The following is a 21,819-nucleotide window of genomic DNA, read 5'->3' on the forward strand; positions in this document are numbered from 1 at the left end:
TAGTGGCGGCACCGGCGCGGCCTGCCTAACTCCGTCGGCGACATTGGCGATGCGAGTCTCGCGCTGATCGGGACGATGTCGCCGATATCTGCTGGGGGAGACTGTCTTGAACGATTCGAATACGCCGCGCGTTGTGGCGACATTGTCTGTTGCCTGTATGTCGGTTCTATTGATGGCGGGCGCTTCCGTCGCGCAACAGGCGACGCCTTCGTCCTCGACCTCACCGGACAGCAGGTCGCAACCTCGGTCCGACGCCGGCCAGACGCTGCCGGCTGTCGTCGTATCGCCGGCGCAGCGCCGGAGCGCCGCCGCCGTCGAGCGGCGCAGGCGGCCGGCGGCATCACGCAACGCACCGGCGCAAGGCGCGGCCGAGCACAACACCGCCGCGACAACGGCCGTGTCGCCGTCCGCGGGCGCGCGGCAGGCCGCGTTGCCGCCGGGCTACGCCGGCGGACAGGTCGCGCGCGGCGCCCGGCTCGGCCTGCTCGGCAACCGCGACACCATGGCGACGCCGTTCAGCCTCACGAGCTACACCGAGCAGACCATCCGCGACCAGCAGGCCACCAGCGTCGCCGAGGTCCTGACCAACAGCGACCCGTCGGTGCGTGCGGCGATCGGAAGCAGCAACCGCTACGACGCGCTGACCATTCGCGGCTTCCGCGTCGAGAACAGCGAGATCACGCTGAACGGGCTCTACGGGCTGGTTCCTGCCTATCGCGTCAACCCGGCGCCAATCGAGCGGATCGAGCTGCTGAAGGGGCCGGGGGCCTTCCTCAACGGCATGGCGCCCCAGGGCTCGATCGGCGGCAGCGTCAATGTTGTGACCAAACGCGCCGAAGACGATCCGCTGACCCGTCTGACCGCAGGCTATCTGTCCGACGGGCGCTTCGGCACCGCGATCGATCTGGCGCGGCGCTATGGCGAGCAGAAGGAGTGGGGCGTCCGCTTCAACGGCGCGGTCGACGGCGGCAATACGACGATCGACCGGCAATCCGTGCGCGACGGCGTCGGATCGCTCGGGGTCGACTACCGCGGCGGCCGCTTCCGATGGTCGGCCGACATCATCTACCAGAACGACTGGATGAAGGCGGCGGCGCGCGGCTATACGCCGGTGCCGGGCATCGCTGTTCCTGTCGCGCCCGACCCCAGGATCAATCTCGCCCAACCGTTCGACTATGCCAGCGCGCGGAGCATCACCGGCCTGACCCGCGCTGAATACGACCTGTCGTCCAACGTCACGCTGTTCGGTGCGATCGGCAGCAATCATTTCGGCTACGACAAGCAGGAGGTGCCGGGCGCGACCATCCTCGACAGCACCGGCAACGCGCAGTCGACCTCGCGCTACCAGATCGGCAAGTCGGATACGGTGTCGGGCGAGGCCGGCATCCGCGCGCGCTTCGACACCGGCGCGATCGGCCATGAGGTCGTGGTCAGCGGCAGCGCGCTGCAGCGGACCGACCGGCTCGGTCAAATCAACTATGGAAGCTACCTGACCAACATCTACACCCCGACCTTGCTGGCGAGCCCGGGTGCACCGGTGTCGGCCTTCCCGGAAGGCAAGGCCGGCGCGCTCGAGCTAAGGAGTGTCGGCGTCGCCGACACCGTCACGATGATGGGCGGTCTCATGCAGCTGATCGTCGGTGCGCGGCAGCAGCAGGTGGTGTCGAGCAGCTTCGATTCCGTCAGCGGCCTGACCACGGCGCATTACGACCAGGGCGCGACGTCGCCGTCGGTCGCGCTGGTGCTCCGGCCGATCCAGCAGCTCTCGCTTTATGCGAACTACATCGAAGGCCTCACCCCCGGACCGACGCCGCTGTCCGGCGCCGCGAACACCAATGCCGTGTTTGCGCCGTTCAAGACCAGGCAATATGAGGTCGGCACCAAGCTCGACCTCGGCCGGTTCGGCGCCAGCCTTGCCGCGTTCCAGATCAGCATGCCGAGCGGACTGATCGATCCGATCACCAAGATCTACAGCCTCGACGGCGAGCAGCGAAACCGTGGCATCGAACTGAACACGTTCGGCGAAGTGGCGCCGGGCGTCCGCGTGCTCGGCGGCGTGACCTTCCTCGACGCCAGGCTCACCAGGACCGCGGGGCAAGTCAATGATGGCAACCGCGCCGTCGGTGCGCCCGATCTGCAGGGCAATCTGGGTGTGGAGTGGGACACGCCGTTCCTGCCCGGGCTCACGGCGACCGCGCGCACCATCACTACCGGCAGGGCCTATGCCAGCGCCGACAATGTCCAGAGCGTGCCGGGCTGGACGACCTTCGATATCGGCGCGCGCTATGCGACCACGCTTGGGGGCCGGCCGACCACGTTCCGCGCCAGCCTTACCAACATCGCGGACAAGCGCTACTGGATCGCCAACCCGACGGGTTACTTGATCAGCGGCATGCCGCGGACATTGTGGCTTTCGATGACGGTCGACTTCTGACCGTCAGCAGCACCGGCGGCCACCGCATCGGTCGAGCTGATCGCGGCGACCGGCTCGGTGCGGTAGCGCGGCAGCTGATCCTCGAGCGAATAGCAGATGCAGAGCGCGAGACTCGACCACACTGCCATGCTGAAATACAGCGACATCCAGGCGATCTCTTCCTTCCACTCGGCGATGTCGTGCGTCACGACCCAGCGCGTGCTGACGTCGCGCAGGCCTTGGAGCGGGTGGAGCAGCGTACTGCCGGCAGCAAGCTCGGCGCGCCAGCGGTTCAGATACATAGGGACGTCGACGGTCATCAGGAACGCCAGATAGCCCGCGATCCCGACAATGGTGACGACGAAGGCCCAGCGCACCGGACCCTGAAACTCCGGCAGCAGCCGGCAAAGGCCGATCCCGATCAGGAAGAAGACGACGGCCCAGATCGAGTTCTCGATCGCGTTGCCGAGATAATGGGTGGTCAGCACCGCATACCAGGAGAAGCATTCCGCGATCAGGATCAGCGGCACGATCAGCCAGGCGATGGTCACGGTGGTCTCGGCGCCTGTCATGGTGCCGAGTTGATGCAGGATGAGCGCCCACTGCGTCGCGAAGGCGACCTCGGCGACGGTGGCAACGGTGCGGCCGACGGCGACGCTCGACAGCCAGGTGTCGAACAGGCAGATGCGCTGGACATCCGCCCGCGGCAGCACCGAGCGGAAGGCGCAGCCGAACACATAGGCGGCGCACAGCAGCAGCATCAGGCCGATGCCGGAGGTGCTGCTCAGGCCGCCGCCGGTCTGCTCCTGGAGCTGACGATACATCACGAACCAGACCGCGATGTTGGCACTGCTGACGAGGGTCAAGAGACCCCACCAACGGGCCACCGGATTAGACCAGGCCAGCGCAACCGGCCGTGCCCGCCATTCCATGCTCATTAATCCTCTCCGCGTAACCGAAATGACATTCCGCCGTATTAATTCTGTCACAGAAAGCAGGGAATCACGACTAAAATATGCGTGTGGGCGGCCTCGTGGACGCCAGGCGCCCCAAAGTGCGTCACACTTCGGGATTGCGACCGGAGTTGAAGCTCTGCCGGTAGGCAGGCCGCGCGTGATTGACTACTGAACGGCCTTCGTTTCTCGAAACCGGACGACGGGCTGGCAAGGCGCTTTGTGACAACGGGAATTTTGTGACAACGGGAATGACGGCCAGCTACGATCCGCTGCTGCGCAGAATTCATTGGGCAACGGCGGTTCTGTTCATCGCGGCCATGCTGATCGGGTTCTACTGCGGCCTACAGGCGCCGGGCACGTCGCCGCGGCGCGAACTGCTCGAGGTGCACAAGTCACTCGGCATGACGTTGTTCTTCCTGGCGATCCTGCGGCTGATGGTGCGGTTTGTGACAACGGCGCCAGCGGAGCCGCGATCGCTCTCGCCGCTGGTACGTCTTGCGGCGCGTGTTCTCGTCGGCCGGTGGCTATTCGCTGAGATATTTCTGGATGTTCAGCTGGCCGCGGCTGGTCTCGGACAATCCGACCGTCGCGCATGCGGGCGAGGTCGCGCACGGTTTGCTGGCCTATCTCGTCTACGTCGTGGTCGCGCTGCATATTGGCGCGACGCTCTGGCATGTCGTCGTCAAGAAGGACGAAACGCTGTCGCGGATGTGGCCGCGCGCCAGCCGCAGTCCGTCCTGACCGTTCAGCGAGCCGATCTTCAGCCGCGCAGCGCGGTTTCCGGAATGGTACGGCGGACCACCTCGCGCATCGCGAAGCTGGAATGGATGCGCGCGACGCCCGGCATCCGCGACAGATGCTGTTTGTGGATGCGCTCGAAGTCGGCGATGTCGCGGGCGATGACCTGCAAATGATAGTCGTCGCTGCCCGACATCAGATGGCAGGAGACGACGTCGGGGCACCGCGCGATCGCGGCCTCGAACGCCGCCAGATAATCCTCGCTCTGCTTCTCCAGCGTGATGGTGACGACGACGGTCGTCACCAATCCGAGCGCGGTTGGTTCGAGGTCGACGCGGTAGCCGCGGATCACGCCGGTCTCCTCGAGATGGCGGATGCGGCGCGCACAGGCGGTTGGTGACAGCCCGACCTTCTCGGCCAGCTCGATCTGGCTGGCGCGAGCGTCGGTGACCAGCTCGGCCAGGATCTTGAAATCGATACGATCGAGACCGTCCACGCAGCTTTCCTCTAAGTATCCCGGCAGTGGCGAAGAATAGGAGCGCATGTTGGTACCGGCAAGCCGGATTTCGCTGAGAAACGCCGCGCGACGAGGAATAGTCTCACGCCAGGAGAAAACGACTCACTCAGGAGCTGACCATGCGCATCGGCGTGCCCAAAGAGATCAAGGTCGAGGAATATCGCGTCGGACTGACGCCGGCGTCGGTGCGGGAATATGTGGCCCACGGCCACGAGGTCGTGGTGCAGAGCGGCGCCGGTGAAGGCATCGGCGCGAGCGATGATCTCTACCGCCAGGCCGGCGCCCGGATATCAGATACGGCCGAGGAAGTGTTTTCGGTCGCCGACATGATCGTGAAGGTGAAGGAGCCGCAGCCGGCGGAATGGGCGAGACTTCGCGAGGGCCAGATCCTCTTCACCTACCTTCACCTCGCGCCCGACGTCCCCCAGACCAAGGGCCTGCTTGCCTCCGGCTGCACGGCCGTTGCCTACGAGACGGTAACCGACGCGCATGGCGGGCTGCCTTTGCTCGCGCCGATGAGCGAGGTTGCCGGCCGGCTTGCGGTCGAGGCCGCGGGTGCGGCGTTGCGCAAATCCGCCGACGGCATGGGCAAGCTGCTCGGCGGCGTCCCCGGCGTTCCGCCGGCGCGGGTCGCGATCATCGGCGGCGGCGTGGTCGGCACCCACGCGGCGCGGATGGCGGCCGGGCTCGGCAGTGACGTCACCATCCTCGACCGCTCGTTGCCGCGGCTGCGCCTGCTCGATGACCTTTTTGGCGGGCGGGTCCGCACCCGCTACGCCACGCTGGAAGCGATCGAGCAGGAGGTCGTCGCCGCCGACGTCGTGGTCGGCGCGGTGCTGGTGCCTGGTGCGAGCGCGCCGAAGCTCGTCTCGCGCGCGCAGCTCGCTCACATGAAGCGCCGAGCGGTGCTGGTCGACGTCGCGATCGACCAGGGCGGCTGTTTCGAGACATCGAAGCCGACCACCCACCAGGCCCCGACCTATCTGGTCGACGACGTCGTGCACTATTGCGTGGCCAACATGCCGGGCGCGGTGCCTGTCACCTCGAGCCACGCGCTCAATCACGCGACACTGCCGTTCGGCCTCGCGCTGGCGGCCAAGGGATTGCGCGCGCTGGTCGAGGATCCGCACCTGCGCGCCGGCCTCAACGTTCATCGCGGCCGCATCACCAACCGCGCGGTGGCCGAGAGCCAGAATTTGACGGTTGTAATGCCGGAGGAAGCGCTGGCGTCCTGACTTTCCAACCGACTAGTCCGTTTTCTTCGTCATGGCCGGGCTCGTCCCGGCCATCCACGTCTTTGCCCCGTAGAAGACGTGGATGCCCGGCACAAGGCCGGGCATGACGGTGTTGGGTGAGCGAGCTTGATTTCTTTGCTCGCACTTGCCTTTCCCAATCGAACGCGTGCGGACCATCGTCCGATCTTGTCAAGCTGCACCAGCGCAGCCCTCCCTCGTTGTCATGTTCATTACTCCGTGCTGGTGGAGCTGACGTCTGCATGATTTGATGCGCTCGTATTGAAGCCGCGCCAAAGCGGCACTCAGCGGCGCGCCGCTGGCCTCAGGAAGCCAAAGGCAAGAAGCCAAAGGGAGGACTGTCTTGGAAAAGACCGGTCGTACGATGCTGGCCAAGATCTGGGACCAGCATGTCATTGCCCGTTTGAGCGAAGATACCGATCTCCTGCATATCGACCGCCATCTGCTGCACGATCTCGGCGGCTCGCGCGGCCTGCTCGATCTCAAGAGCAAGGGTCTCAAGGTTCACAATCCCGAACTGACGTTTGCGACCCCCGACCATGCCATTTCCACCCAGCATGGCCGCGCCGGGACCAGCAAGATCGGGCAGGAATTGTTGGCAGCGCTTCGGGTCGAGACCGCGGCGAGCGGCATCACCCTGTTCGACGTCGATCAGCCCGGACAAGGCATCGTCCACGTTATCGGGCCGGAACTCGGATTGAGCCTGCCCGGTGCCACGATCGTGTGCGGTGACAGCCACACTTGCACGCATGGCGGCCTTGGCGCGCTCGCCTTCGGGATTGGATCGAGCGAGTTGACCCATGTGCTGGCAACACAGGCGCTGATCCAGCGCCGCCCCAGGACCCTACGCGCAAGGTTGGAGGGCAAGCTGCCGCCCGGCGTCACCGCCAAGGACATGATCCTGGCGCTGATCGGGCATATCGGCGCCGCCGGCGGCACCGGTTATGCCGTCGAATATGCCGGCAGCGCGATCCGCGATCTGCCCGTCGAGGGGCGGCTGACGATTTGCAACCTCTCGATCGAACTCGGTGCCAAGATGGGCATGGTCGCGCCGGACGAAAAGACGTTTGAGTTCCTCCGCGGCCGTCTTTACGCGCCCCAGGGCGCGTTGTGGGAGCAGGCCGTCAAGGCATGGCGCGAGCTGCCGAGTGATACGGATGCCGTGTTCGACCGCGAGGTCGTGATCGATGTCGGGACAATCATTCCGCAGGTGACCTGGGGCATCAGCCCCGAGCACGTCATCGGGGTCGATGGCCGGATTCCCGATCCCAAGGCTATCGACGATCCCGCGCGGCGCGCGGCGATCGAAACCGCGCTGGAGTATATGGGCCTGCAAGGCGGCGCGCCGATCGCGGGCACGCCGGTCGACTGGGTGTTCATCGGCTCCTGCACGAACAGCCGGCTGAGCGATCTGCGCGCGGCGGCCGAGGTGGCGCGCGGCCGCAAGGTCGCGGCCGGCGTCCGCGCCTGGGTCGTGCCGGGCTCGGAAAACGTCAAGCGCGAGGCGGTGGCCGAAGGGCTCGACAAGGTCTTCACCGATGCCGGCTTCGAATGGCGCGAGCCGGGCTGCTCGATGTGCCTTGCCGCCAACGGCGAAGTGGTAGCGCCCGGGCAACGTTCGGTCTCGACCTCGAACCGCAATTTTGTCGGAAGGCAAGGGCCGCAGGCGCGGACGCATCTGGCGAGCCCGGCGAGTGCCGCAGCATCGGCCATCGTCGGCGCGATCGCCGATGTCAGGATGATGGGGCGTTAGCGATGCCGAAACCGTTCGACAAGCTCACCGCGACCGCCGCGCCGATCATGCGCGGCAATATCGACACCGACGTGATCATCCGCATCGAGCGGCTGGTCGGCAATTCGATCCGCGGCACGCTCGGCAAATGGGCGTTCGGCTCGCTGCGCTATCTGCCCGACGGTTCTGAAAATCCCGACTTCATCCTGAACCGCGAGCCGTATCGGCAGGCCGAGATCCTGGTCACAGGGCCGAATTTCGGCTGCGGCTCGTCGCGTGAGGGCGCGGTGTGGTCGCTGCAGGAGATGGGCATCCGCGCGATCATCGGTTCGGGCTTCGGCGACATCTTCTTTGCCAACTGCTTCCAGAACGGAATTTTGCCCGTCATCGTCGACAAGGCGGTGGTCGATTCCCTCGCCGCGGATATCGAGGCGACGCAGGGGGCCGGCAAGGTCTCGATCGATCTCGAAGCACAGACCATCGTCTCGCCGTCGGGTCAGCGCCATGCGTTCGAGATCGACCCGCGGCGGCGCGAGGGACTGTTGCAGGGCCTCGACGAGGTCGCGCTGACGCTCAAGCGCGACGACGAAATCCGCGCCTTCCAGGCCTCCGACCGGACGACGCGCCCGTGGATTCATTTTGCAAGGACACCGGCAAGGACATCGGTATGAGCACGCAATCCAACATGATCAAGGTCGCCGTGGTCGGCGGCGAGGGTATCGGCCCCGAAGTGACCGCGCAGTCGCGCCGCGTGCTCGAATGGTTCGCCGCGAAGCGTAGCGTGCCGATGACGCTGCGCGAGGCGCAATATGGGCTGATCCCGTATCTTGCGACCGGCAAGGTGCTGCCCGAGGACACCGCGGAAGCGATGGATGAAGCCGACGCGATCCTGTGGGGCGCGACCGGCGGGCCCGAGACCAAGGAGGTGCCGGCGGCGGCGCGCAAGGCGGGCAGTCTCCTGGGGTTGCGCAGCAAATACGATCTCTACGCCAATCTGCGTCCGATCATGGCGAGCCCGGCGCTTGCGGCGTCCGCGCCGCTCAAGCCCGAGGTGCTCGACGGTGTCGACTTCGTCATCATCCGCGAGCTGACCAGTGGCATCTATTTCGGGGAACCGCGCGGCATCGAGACGCTGCCCGACGGCCAGCGCCGCGGCTTCAACACCGAGCAATACACCACCAATCAAATCCGCCGCGTCGCGCGGTCGGCGTTCGAGCTGGCGCGGACACGCCGCAACAATGTCTGCTCGGTCGACAAGGCCAACGTGCTGGAAACCAGCGTGGTCTGGCGCGAGGAGGTGATCGCGCTCCACAAGGAAGAGTTCTCCGACGTCGAGCTCGTCCATCTCTATGTCGACAACGCCGCGATGCAGATCGTGCGCGAGCCCAGGCAGTTCGACGTGATGGTGACCGGCAACATCTTCGGTGACATCCTGTCCGACTGCGCGGCGATGGCGTCCGGTTCGCTCGGCATGCTGCCGTCGGCCTCGCTCGGCCCGGTGGACAGCTATGGCCGGCGCAAGGCGCTGTACGAACCGGTGCATGGCAGCGCGCCCGATATCGCGGGACGCGGCATCGCCAATCCGCTCGGCTCGATCCTGAGCGTGGCGATGATGCTGCGGCTGACGCTGAATCGCCCCGAAGACGCCGACCTGCTGGAGAAGGCGGTGCAAACCGCGCTCGCAACAGGGGCGCGAACCGCCGACATCGCCGAGGCCGGTGCGAAGAGGCTCTCGACATCGGAGATGGGCGATGCGGTGCTCAGCGCGCTCGACAAGGTCTCAGCGAAGGAACACGCGTGATGGCCCGGCGCCGGCGCAGCCCGGAATGAGCCGTCAGGCTGTCTCCTGTGTGTGACCGGCAGAGCGCTCGACCGGATTGTCCGACGGCGGCGTCTCGCCATCGAGCCAATCCTGCTCTCTCGCCAATGCGCGCCAGGCCGCTTCCATCCGCTTGTAGCGGTTATGGGTCGGCTCGTCGGACGCGCGTTCGGCAAGCTGGGCGCAATTCTCCGCATTATCGAGAAAATGCTGCGATTGTTTCATGGAACGTCCTCCTGTTGAGAAGGGACGTGGGGCATCATTTGGGGCTATTCAACACGCGAAACATGAGCATTTCGCCACACTGGTGAATGCCTGTTCAGCGAGTTCCACGGCCGATGTTCCGCGAGCAGAAGCGAGCTTTAATCAGGAACGGTTTGTCGCAGCCGGCGTTCCTCCACCGCATCTATCAAAACTGGAGGAGAGAGACATGAAGAAGTATCTGTTGGCTGCGGCCCTCGTGACTACGATTGCGGCGCCGGCGTTCGCCGATGATGTTGGTGTTCGCGTCGGCCCTGTCGGCGCCGGCGTAACGGTCGGCCAGGCCCCTGAATATCGCGATCGCGATCGCACGACCGTTATCAAGGAACGTGAGCCGCGCGATCGGACCACGGTCATCAAGAAGGAAGACGACATGGGTAACCGCAGCAAGACCGTCATCCATCACGACAATGACTAATGCGTAAGCGAAGCATCTTCGGATGACCGCGAGAGTCCGCCGCTGACGTCGTCACGGCGGACTTTTCGTGTGCCGCCTATGCCGCCGGTAACGTGGCCAACAAACCGCCGCGTGTTTCGCGCTCGGTTGCCGCGATCTGGCGGCGACAATCGTCGGCAAAGGCGAGCAGCCGCTCGACCGTCAGCGGATCCAGCGCGGTGCGTGCCAGGCGCTCGGCCCGTTCGGCTTGTTCCCAAGGATTATCGATCCAGTCCATGGCTGACCTCCATGAACAGACAATTTGAATCGAATTGCGGCGTTCCCCGGCCGATGATGGCGTGGCTAATGCATCGTTAATCGCCAGCTTGCGCGCGGTTATGTCACCGGCGCCGGGTTGAACAGCGTGAGATCGTTGTGAATGCCCCAGCGATCCGACCACGGCTTTGTGCGGCCGCTCGCAACATCCAGGATCAGGCGGAACAGGTCCCAGCCGGTTTCCTCGATGGTCTTGTCACCTGTCGCGATGCAGCCGGCGTCGAAATCGATCAGGTCCTTCCACCGCCGCGCCAGCTCGCTGCGGGTCGCGACCTTGATGACGGGAGCGGCGGCGAGGCCATAGGGCGTGCCGCGGCCGGTGGTGAACACCTGCAAGGTCATGCCGGAGGCGAGCTGCAGCGTGCCGCAGATGAAATCGCTCGCCGGTGTTGCCGCAAACAGCATGCCCTTCTGCTGCGCCTTCTCGCCCGGTGACAGCACGCCGCTGATCGGGCCCGAGCCTGACTTGACGATCGAGCCCAATGATTTTTCGACGATGTTGGCGACCCCGCCCTTCTTGTTGCCCGGCGTGGTGTTGGCGCTGCGATCCGCGCCGCCGCGGGCCAGATAAGCGTCGTACCACGCCATCTCGCGGATCAGCGCGCGGCCGACGTCTTCGTTGATCGCACGGCGGGTCAGAAGCTGGATGGCGTCGCGCACTTCCGTGACTTCCGAGAACATCACGGTCGCGCCGGATCGCACCAAAAGGTCGGCGGCGAAGCCGACCGCGGGATTCGCGGTGACGCCGGAAAACGCATCGCTGCCGCCGCATTGCAGGCCGATCACGAGATCGGCGGCCGGGTAGGTCTCGCGCGTGCGGGTGTTGAGCACTTTGAGGCGCGCTTCGGCCTGCGTCATGATGGCATCGATGATCGCGCCAAAGCCATCAAAGGCCTCGTCCTGCATGCGCACGATGGCGTTGTCGACACCATCGGGCACCAACCGCTCGGGTGCGAGCTTTTCGCAGCCGAGACCGATGACGAGGATCTCGCCGCCGAAATTCGGATTGAGCGCGAGGTTCTGCAGGGTGCGGATCGGTACGACGGCATCGGGCGCTGATATCGCGACGCCGCAGCCATAGGCATGCGTCAGCGGCACGACATCGTCGACGTTGGGATATTTCGGCAGCAGCTCGGCGCGGATGCGCTTTACGGCGTATTCCATCGTGCCCTTGACGCATTGCACGGAGGAAGAGATGCCAAGGATGTTCTTGGTGCCGACCGAGCCGTCGCGATTACGATAGCCCTCGAAGGTGAAGCCTTCGAGCGGCGGCAGCGCCGGCGGCACCGCGGTCGCGATTTCGAGCCGGTCGAGCGGCGGCGCCTCCGGCATGCGGATGCGCGCCTCATCGACCCATTCGCCGCCAAGGATCGGCGAAAGAGCATAGCCGATCACTTCGCCATAGCGGATGATCGGCGCGCCTTCGGCGATGTCTTGCAGCGCGGTCTTGTGTCCCTGCGGCACGAAGGCGCGCAAGGTCAGGCCGCAGGCGAAGCGGGAGCCTGCGGGCAGGCCGAAATCATTCACAACGATCGCGACATTGTCGCGTTCGTTGAGCTTGATGTAGCGGGGCTGCTCCTTGGCGCCGATCGACTGGTCCATAGTGGACTCCTAAGGTTACGACGAATCGTCGTCTTCGCTTCACCTCCCCCGCAAGCGGGAGAGGGAGCGCAGCACCGATGCGGTGCGATCTGACATTAACCCGGGAACGTATAGGCGGTCTTCACCGTCGTATAGAACTCGCGAGCGTAGGCGCCCTGTTCGCGTGCGCCGTAGCTCGAGCCTTTGCGGCCGCCGAACGGCACATGATAGTCGACGCCGGCGGTCGGCAGATTGACCATCACCATGCCGGCCTCGCTGTTGCGCTTGTAGTGGGAGGCGTATTTCAGGCTGGAGGTGCAGATGCCGGAGGCGAGGCCGAACTCGGTGTCGTTGGAGATCGCCAGCGCCTCTTCATAATCCTTGGCACGGATCACGCACGCGACCGGTCCAAAAATCTCCTCGCGCGCGATGCGCATGGTGTTGGTGGTTTCGGTGAACAGTGCCGGCTGCAGATAGAATCCGGGCGTCTCGCGGTTCAGCAGCTCGCCGCCCCAGTGCAGGCGGGCGCCTTCGTCCTGACCGATCTTGATGTAGCGGAGGTCCTGGTCGAGTTGGCTCTGGTCGACCACAGGGCCGACATGCACGCCGCTCTTCAGCGCGTCATCAACCAAAAGCCCCTTCATCCGCTCGGTCATCGCCGCGACGAAGCGGTCATGGATGCCTGAGGTGACGATCAGGCGTGAGGACGCCGTGCAGCGCTGGCCGGTCGAGAAATAGGCGCCGTTGACGGCAACCTCGACCGCGACCTTCAGATCGGCGTCGTCGAGCACGACCAGCGGGTTCTTGCCGCCCATCTCGAGCTGGAATTTCTTCATGGGCGTGGAGAGCACGCAGGCCTGTGCGATCTTGCGGCCGGTCTGGACCGAGCCGGTGAAGGAGATCGCGCTGACATCGGGATGTTCGAGCAGGGTCTGGCCCACCACCGAACCGGAGCCGACCACGAGATTGAAGACGCCGGTCGGAATGCCGGAGCGAGCGATGATCTCGGACAGCGCGTGTGCGGAGCCCGGCACCAGCTCGGCCGGCTTGAACACGACGGTGTTGCCGTAGCAGAGCGCGGGCGCGATCTTCCAGGCCGGAATCGCGATCGGAAAATTCCACGGCGTGATCATGCCGACGACGCCGACCGGCTCGCGGGTGATCTCGACATCGAGGCCGGGGCGCACCGACGCACCCTTCTCGCCCGTCAGCCGCAGCGCTTCACCGGCGAAGAACGCAAAGATCTGTCCGGCGCGCGCGACCTCGCCGATACCTTCCGGCAGGGTCTTGCCTTCCTCGCGGGCGAGCAGGCGGCCGAGCTCTTCCTTGCGAGCTAGAATCTCGACCGAGATCCTGGTCAGCGCATCAAAACGCTCCTGCGGCGTCGCGCGCGACCAGGCCGGGAAGGCGGCCTTGGCGGCGGCGATCGCCTTTTCGGTCTGAGCTTTATCGGCCCTGGCGTATTCGCCGACAACGTCGTTGGTGTTGGAGGGGTTGATGTCCCGCGTGAGACCTGTTCCGTCGACCCATTCGCCGCCGATGAAATTTTTCTGGTGAGCGGTCATGTTTCTCTCCAACCTTTTGTTGTTAACGCACGAGGCAGGGACGCTTGTCGTCGAAGGTCCAGCCGGGGATCAGGAACTGCATGGCGAGCGCGTCGTCGCGGGCGCCGAGGCCGTGCTGTCTGTATAGCGCGTTCGCGCCTTCAATGGCAGCGCGATCGATCTCGATGCCGAGACCGGGACGATCAGGGATCGCAATCTTGCCGCCCTTGATTTGCAGTGGCTCCCTGGTCAACGCCTGACCGTCCTGCCAGATCCAGTGGGTGTCGATCGCCGTGACCTTGCCGGGTGCGGCGGCGCCGACATGGGTGAACATCGCGAGCGAAATGTCGAAATGGTTGTTGGAGTGCGAGCCCCAGGTCAGGCCGTTGTCGCGGCAGGTCTGCGCCACCCGCACCGAACCCTGCATGGTCCAGAAATGCGGGTCAGCGAGCGGAATGTCGACCGCGCCGAGGCGGAGCGCGTGGGAGAGCTGGCGCCAGTCGGTCGCGATCATGTTGGTCGCGGTCGGCAGCCCGGTGGCGTGGCGGAACTCGGCCATGATCTCGCGACCGGAAAAACCGGCCTCGGCGCCGCAGGGGTCCTCGGCATAGGCGAGGATACCGTGCATGTTGCTGCAGAGCCGGATTGCCTCATCGAGCGACCAGGCGCCATTCGGATCGAGCGTGACGCGGGCATTCGGAAAGCGCTTGGCGATCGCGGTGGCTGCCTCGATCTCCTGCTCGCCGCGAAGCACACCGCCCTTGAGCTTGAAATCGGCAAAGCCGTAATACGTTTGCGTCGCTTCCGCGAGCCGCACCACCGCATCCGGCGTCAGCGCCTCCTGGTGGCGCAGCTCGAACCAGTCGGGCTTGCCGGTCTCGCCCTCGACATAGGGTAGGCTTGTCTTGCGGCGATCACCGACGAAGAAGAGATAGCCGAGCGTCTCGACGCTGGCGCGCTGTTGGCCTTCGCCGAGCAGCGCTGCGACCGGCAGGTTGAGATGCTGGCCGAGCAGATCGAGCAGCGCGGATTCGACCGCAGTCACGGCATGGATGGTGACGCGGAGATCAAACGTCTGCTTGCCGCGGCCGCCGGAATCGCGGTCGGCGAACTGTTCGCGCATCGAGGCCAGGATGTTGTTGCAGGCGCCGATGGTCTGGCCGACGACGAGGCCGCGCGCATCCTCCAGCGTCGTCCTGATCTTCTCGCCGCCCGGCACTTCGCCGACGCCGGTATGGCCGGAATTGTCTGTGAGGATGACGAGGTTGCGGGTGAAGAACGGCGCATGTGCGCCGCTCAGATTGAGGAGCATGCTGTCCCGCCCAGCGACCGGGATCACCTCCATCGCCGTGACGATGGGGGCGCCAGAAAAGCCGGTACGGATCGTGTCCTGGATCATCTGCTCCTCCCTTTAATCCTGGCCGGTTCGGCCTTGTTATTCCGCGGCCTGCCGGGCCGCTCCGAGCGGCAGTTTCGCCACCAGCGCCGCAACCTCGGCGATCTCCTGTTCCGTCAGGTCGGTCAGCGGTGGGCGAACCGGACCGGAATCGCGGCCGATGACCTTCATGCCGGCCTTGATGATCGACACCGCGTAACCTTTCTTGCGGTTCCGTATCGCGATCAGCGGCAGGATGAAATCCCTCAAGCCTGCATGGATGGTCTGATGATCGCGCCGACGCACCGCCGCATAGAAATTGGTCGCAAAATCAGGCACGAAGTTGAAGACAGCAGATGAATAGGTCGTGACGCCCATGTCGAGATAGGGCAGGGCGAAGGTTTCCGCCGTCGGCAGGCCGCCGACATAGGTCAGGCGGTCGCCGAGCTGGGTATAAACCCTAGTCATCAGTTCGATATCGCCGATGCCGTCCTTGTAGCCGACCAGGTTGGGGCAGCGCTCACAGAGGCGGGCCAGCGTGTCGGGCTGCAGGATCGCATTGTCGCGGTTGTAGACGATGACACCGATCTTGACCGACGAACACACCTCCTCGACATGTGCGGCGAGGCCGTCCTGCTCGGAATGCGTGAGATAAGGCGGCAGCAGCAGCAAGCCGTCGGCACCGGCCTTCTCCGCGCCGATGGCGATCTCGCGCGCGATCGCGGTGCCGTAGCCGGTGCCGGCGAGCACGGGAACGCGGCCTCGGGTCTCCTCGACCGCGACCTTTACGACCGCAGGAACTTCCGCGGGTGTCAGCGAGAAGAATTCGCCGGTGCCGCCGGCGGCGAACAGGCCGGCGACGTCGTAGCCGCACAGCCAGTCCATGTTGCTGCGATAGGTCGCCTCGTCGAACGAATAATCCGCCTTGAACGGTGTCACGGGAAACGACAGGAGGCCGCCGCCGATGTGCCGGGCCATCTCCTGAGGGGTCATCTTGCTCATGGCACCACTCCGTAGAGAAGTTAATGGGGGTCAGGACGCGCGAGGCGCGTCCACACCGCCATTTCTAGGAAATGGTTCGATGCAGGTCCAAACCAAACGCGGTATCGAACGATGCAGTATCGGTATCAATTGCCGCGGACATGCGACGTCGCGATTTCGGTCGCGATCTCGATCAAAGGCGGCAGCAACGGGTTCTCATGATCGCGCCGCCACACCAGGAACAGCTCGACCGGCGCGGGCCCGCGCAGCTTCAACGGCTTCAGCCTGACATCAGCGATCTTCAGGCTCGCGGCGGCTTCCGGCACGATCGCAACGCCAAGCCCGGCGCGCACCATCGCCAGGATGGAGTGGATCTGGCTGAGATGCTGCACGTAGCGCGGCAGTACGTCGGCGCGAGTGAACAGCGCGACCAGCAGATCGTGGAAATAGCGGCTCTCATACGGCGAATACATCACGAACGGCTGGTCGTCGAAATCCTTGATCGAGAGGGCCTCGGCAGAGGCCAGCGGATGCTTCTTCGGGATCGCGGCGAGCAGCGGTTCGGCGACGACGCGCCGGCTTGCCAGTTCCGGCCGCGCGATCGGCGGCCGCAGCAGGCCGGCGTCGATCTGGCCGGTGGCGAGCGCCTCGAACTGGTCGCCGGAGACCATTTCCTTGAGCGAGAAATCGATCTCGGGCAGCCGCGCGCGGCAGGCTGCGATCAGATCGGGCAGGAATCCGTAGGCGGCCGCTGCCGTGAAGCCGATCTTGAGCGAGCCGGTCTTGCCGAGCGCGATACGGCGCGCGACTTGCGATGCGGACTCCGCGAGCTTGAGGATACGCCGCGCCTCGGGCAGGAAACCGCGTCCCGCCGGCGTCAGCCGCACCGAGCGGCTGGTGCGTTCCAGCAGCGGTGCGTCGATGATGTGTTCGAGAACCTGGATTTGCCGGCTGAGCGGCGGCTGGGTCATGTTGAGCCGCGCGGCGGCGCGGCCGAAGTGCAACTCCTCGGCGACAGCCACGAAACAGCGGAGCTGGTTCAGATCGAACATCGATGCAAACCCGGAATGGATGGCGCGGGGTTTTGTGCGTTCTAGCATCGATGCCTCCCGAAGACCAAGAAGACAAAGACGGCGGCGTGACGCCGCCGTTCGGTTCTCTGCTCCCTCTCCCCGTTCTTACGGGGAGAGGGTTGTGGTGAGGGGCTTCTCTCCGCGCAACGGTCGCCTCACTTTGCACGCGCGATCCGAACGAGTCGGAAGGACTGTCTTTGCGGAGATGTGTTGCCTCGCCCCTCACCCGAAATTCGCTGTGCGAATTTCGACCTCTCCCCGCAGAAGGGCGGGGAGAGGTGAAGTGCGTTCGCGGCGGGCGTCCGGCCTCAGGCCGCCTTCAACTCCACCCGCGTGATCTCGCCGACGATGAAGAGGTAGGCGAATGCCGCGACCAGTGCGTTGACGCCGACGAACACCAGCGCTCCGTTGAACGAGCCGGTGCCGGCCAGGATGTAGCCGATCACGATCGGCGTGGTGATCGAGGAGAGGTTGCCGAACATGTTGAACAGGCCGCCGGAGACGCCGCCGGCCTCCTTCGGCGAGGTGTCTGACACGACGGCCCAGCCGAGCGCGCCGATGCCCTTGCCGAAAAACGCCAGCGCCATGAAGCCCACCACCAGCGCCTGGCCGTCGACATAGTTGCAGGCGATGATCGCCATCGACAGCAGCATGCCGCCGACGATCGGGATCTTGCGGGCCATGGTCAGCGAGCCGGTGCGGCGCAGGATGGCATCCGAGATGACGCCGCCGAGCACGCCGCCGATGAAGCCGCACAGCGCCGGCAAGGTCGCGACGAAGCCGGCCTGCAGGATCGACAGCCCGCGCTCCTTGACGAGATAAACCGGGAACCAGGTCAGGAAGAAATAGGTCAGCGTGTTGATGCAGTACTGCCCGATATAGACGCCGAGCATCATGCGGTTGCCGAGCAGCTGGCGGATGTGGCTCCATTGCGGGCCGCTGTCGGCAGCCTTCCCGTCCTTTGCCGCGTCCATGTCGACCAGCGCGCCGCCCTCTTTGATGTAGTCGAACTCGGCCTCGTTGATCGCGGGATGATCCTTCGGCTCGTGAATGGTCTTGATCCAGGCGATGCCCATGACGAGGCCGAGCCCGCCCATCACATAGAACACGTGGCGCCAGCCATACTCGTGTGCGATCCAGCCCATCAGCGGCGCGAAGATCACGGTTGCGAAATATTGACCGGAATTGAAGAAGGCCGAGGCGGTGCCGCGCTCATTGCCGGGGAACCAGGCCGCTACGATGCGGGCGTTGGCCGGAAATGACGGCGCTTCGGCGAATCCGACCATCAGGCGCAGCGCGAACAGCACGACGACGGCGGTTCCCGCCGCCAGGAAGCCGACCAGGCCCTGCATCGCGGTGAAGACCGACCAGATCAGGATGCTGATTGCATAGACCCATTTGGAGCCGAAGCGGTCGAGCAGCCAGCCGCCCGGCACCTGCGCGATCACATAGGACCAGCCGAAGGCCGAGAACACGTAGCCCATCGCGATGGGATCGAGATGCAGTTCCTTGGAGAGGGCAGAGCCGGCGATCGACAGCGTCGCGCGGTCGGCATAGTTCACCGTGGTGACGAGAAACAGCATCGTCACGATCAGCAGCCGCACGCGGGATCGCCGCACGTCTGTGGCTGATACAATTGCGCTCATGGGCGCCTCCTCGAAATTTCCTCGAGGACTGTCGTAGAGAGGTGGTGGCAATGGGTCTACGCCGAAACGTGGATCGATCGATACCGGTTTTGAATTGATCGCCCCGGTGTCATGCCACCGTTGACGGATTTGCCCTGGTCGAACAATTATTGTACCATCAGTACAGTTATTGAGGCGCAACGCCGCGCTTCTTGATCGGGGTCGACTGCCAATGACCACGCCTCCCGACTACGATGTGTTCGAGGCCGACGATGTGACGCCGCAAGGCGGCGCGGTGTTTCCGCAGTTCAGGCAACGCTGATATGTGAGACGACCATCATGAGCACCGCAGAGATCCATGACGCTGGCCCCCGGCTGAAGCCGCTCAGCGCCGCGAACGTGCGCGAATTGTCGGCCAAGTCGAATCTTGCAGGCTCCGTACGCGCGGCAAGCCACTTCGGAATGATCCTCGTCGTCGGAACGTTTATCTGGCTGGTGTCGTCGCGCTACGGCCTGTCATGGGCGTTGCCGCTGATCGCGCTGCAGGGCTATTTCGTCGCGTTCCTGTTCATGGTGGTGCATGAGACCGCGCACAAGACCGCGTTCAGCAGCCGTGCGATCAACCTTGCGGTCGGCAATCTCTCTGCCTTCGCGATCGGACTTCCTTACGAATATTACTGCCTGTTCCACTGGGACCATCACCGCTACACGCAGGATCCCGACAAGGATCCGGAGCTGATCCTGGGGCAGAAGCCGGCTTCGGATACGCAACTCGCGATCGCCTACACCGGGCTGTTGCAAGTCCTGACCCGGGTGCGGCTGATGTTCCGCCATGCATGGACCGGCAAGGTCACCGTGCCGTGGATTCCCGAAAACAAGCGTGCGATGATCGTCAGGGAAGCACGGCTCTATCTCGCCCTCTATCTCGCACTGTTGGTTGGATCGCTCCTGCTGCACAGCGCGATCCTGCTTTGGGTCTGGATCGTCCCGGTGTTGGCCGGTCAACTGATCCTGCGCCCCTATCTCTATGCGGAGCACACCGGTTGCGAGCAGACGCGCAGCGCGTTCGAGAACACCCGCACCACCATGACAGGGGCGATCATGAAGTGGTTTGCCTGGAACATGCCCTATCACGTCGAGCACCACGCCTATCCGACGGTGCCGTTCCACGCGCTGCCGAAGTTGAACGTCATTGTCGACGGCCACATCGTGTTTCGCGGCCGGAATTACCGCGCGGTGACGCGCGAGACCTGGGCATGGTTTCGGCGTCAGCGACAGACCGTTGGCTGACGATCAGAGGTCCGGGGGCGGCTGCAACACCAGATTGACGAGGTTGCGGGCATAGGCAGGCGTCAGCGGCTTGATGCCGAAGACGTAGCGATAGAACAGGCTGCCGTAGATCGCGTCATAGAGATCGCCGGGCGCACCTCGCGCGCCGATGCTGCCATCGTTCCGGCCGGCGATGATGGTCTCCAGCATCTTGCTGCGGCGGAGGCCGAGGTAGCGTTCGTAGAAGATTTCCGCCGATCCGGTGGTCGAGATGCATTCGGAGATCACCGCAAGCTGCACCCGTCCGAACTCGCCCAGCAACGCCTCCGTATAGGTCGCCGCGTGGCGGCGAATTTGCGCCACCGGGTTGCCGGTCCCGGGCAATGGCACGGCACGTGCAGCCTGGTCGAGGAAAGCGTCGATCAGCAGCGCCTCGCGCGACGGCCACCATTTGTAGATCGTCATCTTCGAAACGTTGGAGTGGCGGGCGATCGCGTCGATGGTGGTCGCGGCAAGGCCGGTTGTCGCCATCAGCGTGTAGGCGCTTTGCAGGATGGCGGCTGTGGTCGCGGCCGATCGCGGCCGGCCGCGGCGCGCCGTCGTGCCACCCTCGATTTCCACCCTGCTGCTCGCCATTGTCTGATTCATGCTCCGTCATGCCGAGCTTAGCACAAATCGGGCTGTGTTTCAGACGAGCGTCGAGGCGCCGCGAATGGTCTGCAATTCCGTCGCCATCTTGATGAGGGCTCCCAGTCGGTGAGGCATTCCCGTTGTGGTGCAATGGCGCGCGCGAATAATCTGTCGACAATCTGCGCCATGCAGTTAAATCGATCTTACCGTTCAGCGACAGGAGTCATCCGTGAAAGCCGTCTACAGCGACCTGCACCGCAGCCATGATCCGCAATTCTTCCTGGTGCGCGGCGTGGTCCAGCGCACCACCGAACAGCCGGAGCGCGCCGATCGTCTGCTGGCGGGATTGAAGGCAGGGAAGCACACGCTGATCGAACCGACCGCGTTCGGGCAGGGGCCGCGCGCCCGCGTGCACAGCCCGGAATATCTGGGCTTCCTCGCTGGAGCCTGGGAAGAGTGGTCCGCGCTCGGCAATGCGGGGCCGGAAATGATCGCGAACGTGCACCCGGTTCGCAATGCCGGCACCTATCCGACCCATATTGTCGGCAAGCTCGGCTGGCACACCGTCGACACCGCGGCCCCGATCGGTCCGGGCACCTGGGCCGGCGCCTGCGCGTCGAGCGATGTCGCGGTCACGGCTGCACAGATGGTGCTCGACGGCGAGGACGCCGTCTACGCGCTGTGCCGTCCGCCCGGTCATCACGCCTATCGCGATCTCGCCGGCGGCTTCTGCTTCCTCAACAACAGCGCCATCGCGGCCGAGCATCTGCGCCAGAAGCACGAGCGCGTCGCGGTCCTCGATGTCGATGTGCACCACGGCAACGGCACGCAGGGCATCTTCTACGAACGGCCTGATGTCTTTACCGTCTCGATCCACGCCGATCCCTCGTTCTTCTATCCGTTCGTCTGGGGCTATGCGCATGAGCGCGGCGCCGGAGGTGGGCTCGGCGCCAATCTCAACATTCCCCTGGCCAAGGGCACCGGCGATGATGCCTACATGCAGGCGCTCGCTGGCGCGGAAAAGGCGATCCGCGCCTTCGCACCGACCGCGCTCGTTGTCGCGCTCGGCCTCGATGCCTCCGAGCACGATCCTCTTGCCGGCCTTGCGGTGACGACCGACGGCTTCCGTCGCATTGGGGAAGGGCTCGCGCGGTTCGGCCTGCCGACCGTGCTGGTGCAGGAGGGCGGCTATCTCTCCGATATCCTCGGCGCCAATTTGACGGCGGTGCTTGGAGGGTTCGAGGCCGCGCGGTAGATACCGCGATGCCGCACACGTCTCGGTGGGCGGCTCGCTGGTCTTCCGGTATAAGGAGGAGTGGCGCGGACGTCGCGATCAGAGG

20 protein-coding genes and 1 pseudogene are annotated in these 21,819 nt (G+C 64.8%); 10 read left to right on the plus strand and 11 right to left on the minus strand.

The genetic code is table 11. The features are described 5' to 3' along the window. Positions 1 to 106: 106 nt before the first annotated feature. Positions 107 to 2,434, plus strand: coding sequence for a TonB-dependent receptor (locus ACP2YO_RS10280; protein WP_426440768.1), 2,328 nt, complete (start codon positions 107 to 109; stop codon positions 2,432 to 2,434). Here the strand turns inward: ACP2YO_RS10280 and ACP2YO_RS10285 are convergent. Further along, positions 2,377 to 3,345 carry a hypothetical protein gene (locus tag ACP2YO_RS10285; protein WP_426443121.1) on the minus strand — a complete coding sequence of 323 codons (969 nt, stop codon included), beginning with the start codon at positions 3,343 to 3,345 and terminating at the stop codon, positions 2,377 to 2,379. The genes ACP2YO_RS10280 and ACP2YO_RS10285 overlap by 58 nt on opposite strands. A 341-nt stretch (positions 3,346 to 3,686) precedes the next feature. Here ACP2YO_RS10285 and ACP2YO_RS10290 point away from each other — a divergent pair. Together ACP2YO_RS10290 and ACP2YO_RS10295 are read left to right on the plus strand one after the other, a co-directional pair. After that, positions 3,687 to 3,764: pseudogene (locus ACP2YO_RS10290) on the plus strand (cytochrome b); the annotation flags it as partial. A 151-nt stretch (positions 3,765 to 3,915) separates the two neighbouring features. Further along, positions 3,916 to 4,110, plus strand: coding sequence for a cytochrome b (locus ACP2YO_RS10295; protein ID WP_426440769.1), 195 nt, complete (start codon positions 3,916 to 3,918; stop codon positions 4,108 to 4,110). Between the two features lie 19 nt (positions 4,111 to 4,129). Here the strand turns inward: ACP2YO_RS10295 and ACP2YO_RS10300 are convergent, their stop codons facing one another. Next, positions 4,130 to 4,651: an Lrp/AsnC family transcriptional regulator gene (locus ACP2YO_RS10300; RefSeq protein WP_426440770.1), complete on the minus strand. Its 522-nt coding sequence runs from the start codon at positions 4,649 to 4,651 to the stop codon at positions 4,130 to 4,132. A 92-nt stretch (positions 4,652 to 4,743) separates the two neighbouring features. Here ACP2YO_RS10300 and ald point away from each other — a divergent pair, with 92 nt between their 5' ends. The 4 genes from ald (at position 4,744) to leuB (ending at position 9,410) form a co-directional block, all read left to right on the plus strand. Continuing rightward, positions 4,744 to 5,859 carry an alanine dehydrogenase gene (gene ald, locus ACP2YO_RS10305; protein ID WP_426440771.1) on the plus strand — a complete coding sequence of 372 codons (1,116 nt, stop codon included), beginning with the start codon at positions 4,744 to 4,746 and terminating at the stop codon, positions 5,857 to 5,859. A gap of 382 nt (positions 5,860 to 6,241) precedes the next feature. Beyond that, a complete protein-coding gene (gene leuC / locus ACP2YO_RS10310) occupies positions 6,242 to 7,630 on the plus strand; it encodes a 3-isopropylmalate dehydratase large subunit (protein WP_426443122.1) in 1,389 nt (462 codons plus the stop codon). A gap of 2 nt (positions 7,631 to 7,632) precedes the next feature. Next, the gene (gene leuD / locus ACP2YO_RS10315; protein WP_426440772.1) at positions 7,633 to 8,280 is read left to right on the plus strand and encodes a 3-isopropylmalate dehydratase small subunit; all 648 of its coding nucleotides are present in this window, start codon (positions 7,633 to 7,635) and stop codon (positions 8,278 to 8,280) included. Continuing rightward, a complete protein-coding gene (gene leuB / locus ACP2YO_RS10320) occupies positions 8,277 to 9,410 on the plus strand; it encodes a 3-isopropylmalate dehydrogenase (RefSeq protein ID WP_426443123.1) in 1,134 nt (377 codons plus the stop codon). Before leuD ends, leuB begins: the two co-directional genes overlap by 4 nt. Before the next feature lie 33 nt (positions 9,411 to 9,443). Here leuB and ACP2YO_RS10325 read toward each other — a convergent pair whose 3' ends face one another. Next, on the minus strand, positions 9,444 to 9,653 hold the full coding sequence (locus tag ACP2YO_RS10325; RefSeq protein ID WP_426440773.1) for a hypothetical protein: 210 nt from the start codon (positions 9,651 to 9,653) through the stop codon (positions 9,444 to 9,446). On the opposite strand from ACP2YO_RS10325, the gene ACP2YO_RS10330 reads away from it, so the two are divergent. Then, a complete protein-coding gene (locus ACP2YO_RS10330) occupies positions 9,652 to 10,107 on the plus strand; it encodes a hypothetical protein (protein ID WP_426440774.1) in 456 nt (151 codons plus the stop codon). The two genes, ACP2YO_RS10325 and ACP2YO_RS10330, sit on opposite strands and share 2 nt — an antisense overlap. A 76-nt stretch (positions 10,108 to 10,183) precedes the next feature. Here ACP2YO_RS10330 and ACP2YO_RS10335 read toward each other — a convergent pair whose 3' ends face one another. From ACP2YO_RS10335 to ACP2YO_RS10365, 7 genes are all read right to left on the minus strand, one after another. After that, positions 10,184 to 10,363 (minus strand): hypothetical protein, encoded by a 180-nt coding sequence (locus tag ACP2YO_RS10335; protein WP_426440775.1) that lies wholly within the window; start codon positions 10,361 to 10,363, stop codon positions 10,184 to 10,186. A gap of 98 nt (positions 10,364 to 10,461) precedes the next feature. After that, positions 10,462 to 12,003, minus strand: coding sequence for a galactarate dehydratase (gene garD, locus ACP2YO_RS10340; RefSeq protein ID WP_426440776.1), 1,542 nt, complete (start codon positions 12,001 to 12,003; stop codon positions 10,462 to 10,464). 95 nt (positions 12,004 to 12,098) lie between these two features. Then, complete coding sequence (locus ACP2YO_RS10345; protein ID WP_426440777.1) at positions 12,099 to 13,547, minus strand: aldehyde dehydrogenase family protein; 1,449 nt, start codon at positions 13,545 to 13,547, stop codon at positions 12,099 to 12,101. A 22-nt stretch (positions 13,548 to 13,569) separates the two neighbouring features. After that, complete coding sequence (gene gudD, locus ACP2YO_RS10350; protein ID WP_426440778.1) at positions 13,570 to 14,925, minus strand: glucarate dehydratase; 1,356 nt, start codon at positions 14,923 to 14,925, stop codon at positions 13,570 to 13,572. A 36-nt stretch (positions 14,926 to 14,961) separates the two neighbouring features. Then, on the minus strand, positions 14,962 to 15,903 hold the full coding sequence (kdgD, locus tag ACP2YO_RS10355) for a 5-dehydro-4-deoxyglucarate dehydratase (protein WP_426440779.1): 942 nt from the start codon (positions 15,901 to 15,903) through the stop codon (positions 14,962 to 14,964). A 125-nt stretch (positions 15,904 to 16,028) separates the two neighbouring features. Next, positions 16,029 to 16,934 carry a LysR substrate-binding domain-containing protein gene (locus ACP2YO_RS10360; RefSeq protein ID WP_426443124.1) on the minus strand — a complete coding sequence of 302 codons (906 nt, stop codon included), beginning with the start codon at positions 16,932 to 16,934 and terminating at the stop codon, positions 16,029 to 16,031. 329 nt (positions 16,935 to 17,263) lie between these two features. Beyond that, complete coding sequence (locus ACP2YO_RS10365) at positions 17,264 to 18,601, minus strand: MFS transporter (protein WP_426440780.1); 1,338 nt, start codon at positions 18,599 to 18,601, stop codon at positions 17,264 to 17,266. Between the two features lie 318 nt (positions 18,602 to 18,919). On the opposite strand from ACP2YO_RS10365, the gene ACP2YO_RS10370 reads away from it, so the two are divergent. Beyond that, the gene (locus ACP2YO_RS10370) at positions 18,920 to 19,870 is read left to right on the plus strand and encodes a fatty acid desaturase (RefSeq protein WP_426440781.1); all 951 of its coding nucleotides are present in this window, start codon (positions 18,920 to 18,922) and stop codon (positions 19,868 to 19,870) included. A gap of 3 nt (positions 19,871 to 19,873) precedes the next feature. On the opposite strand, the gene ACP2YO_RS10375 is transcribed toward ACP2YO_RS10370, so the two are convergent. Further along, complete coding sequence (locus ACP2YO_RS10375; RefSeq protein WP_426440782.1) at positions 19,874 to 20,485, minus strand: TetR/AcrR family transcriptional regulator; 612 nt, start codon at positions 20,483 to 20,485, stop codon at positions 19,874 to 19,876. Between the two features lie 223 nt (positions 20,486 to 20,708). Here ACP2YO_RS10375 and ACP2YO_RS10380 point away from each other — a divergent pair, with 223 nt between their 5' ends. Continuing rightward, complete coding sequence (locus tag ACP2YO_RS10380; protein WP_426440783.1) at positions 20,709 to 21,734, plus strand: histone deacetylase family protein; 1,026 nt, start codon at positions 20,709 to 20,711, stop codon at positions 21,732 to 21,734. The last annotated feature ends 85 nt before the right edge of the window (positions 21,735 to 21,819 follow it).

The sequence above is a fragment of the Bradyrhizobium genosp. P genome, from assembly GCF_049949265.1.
Lineage (GTDB): Bacteria > Pseudomonadota > Alphaproteobacteria > Rhizobiales > Xanthobacteraceae > Bradyrhizobium.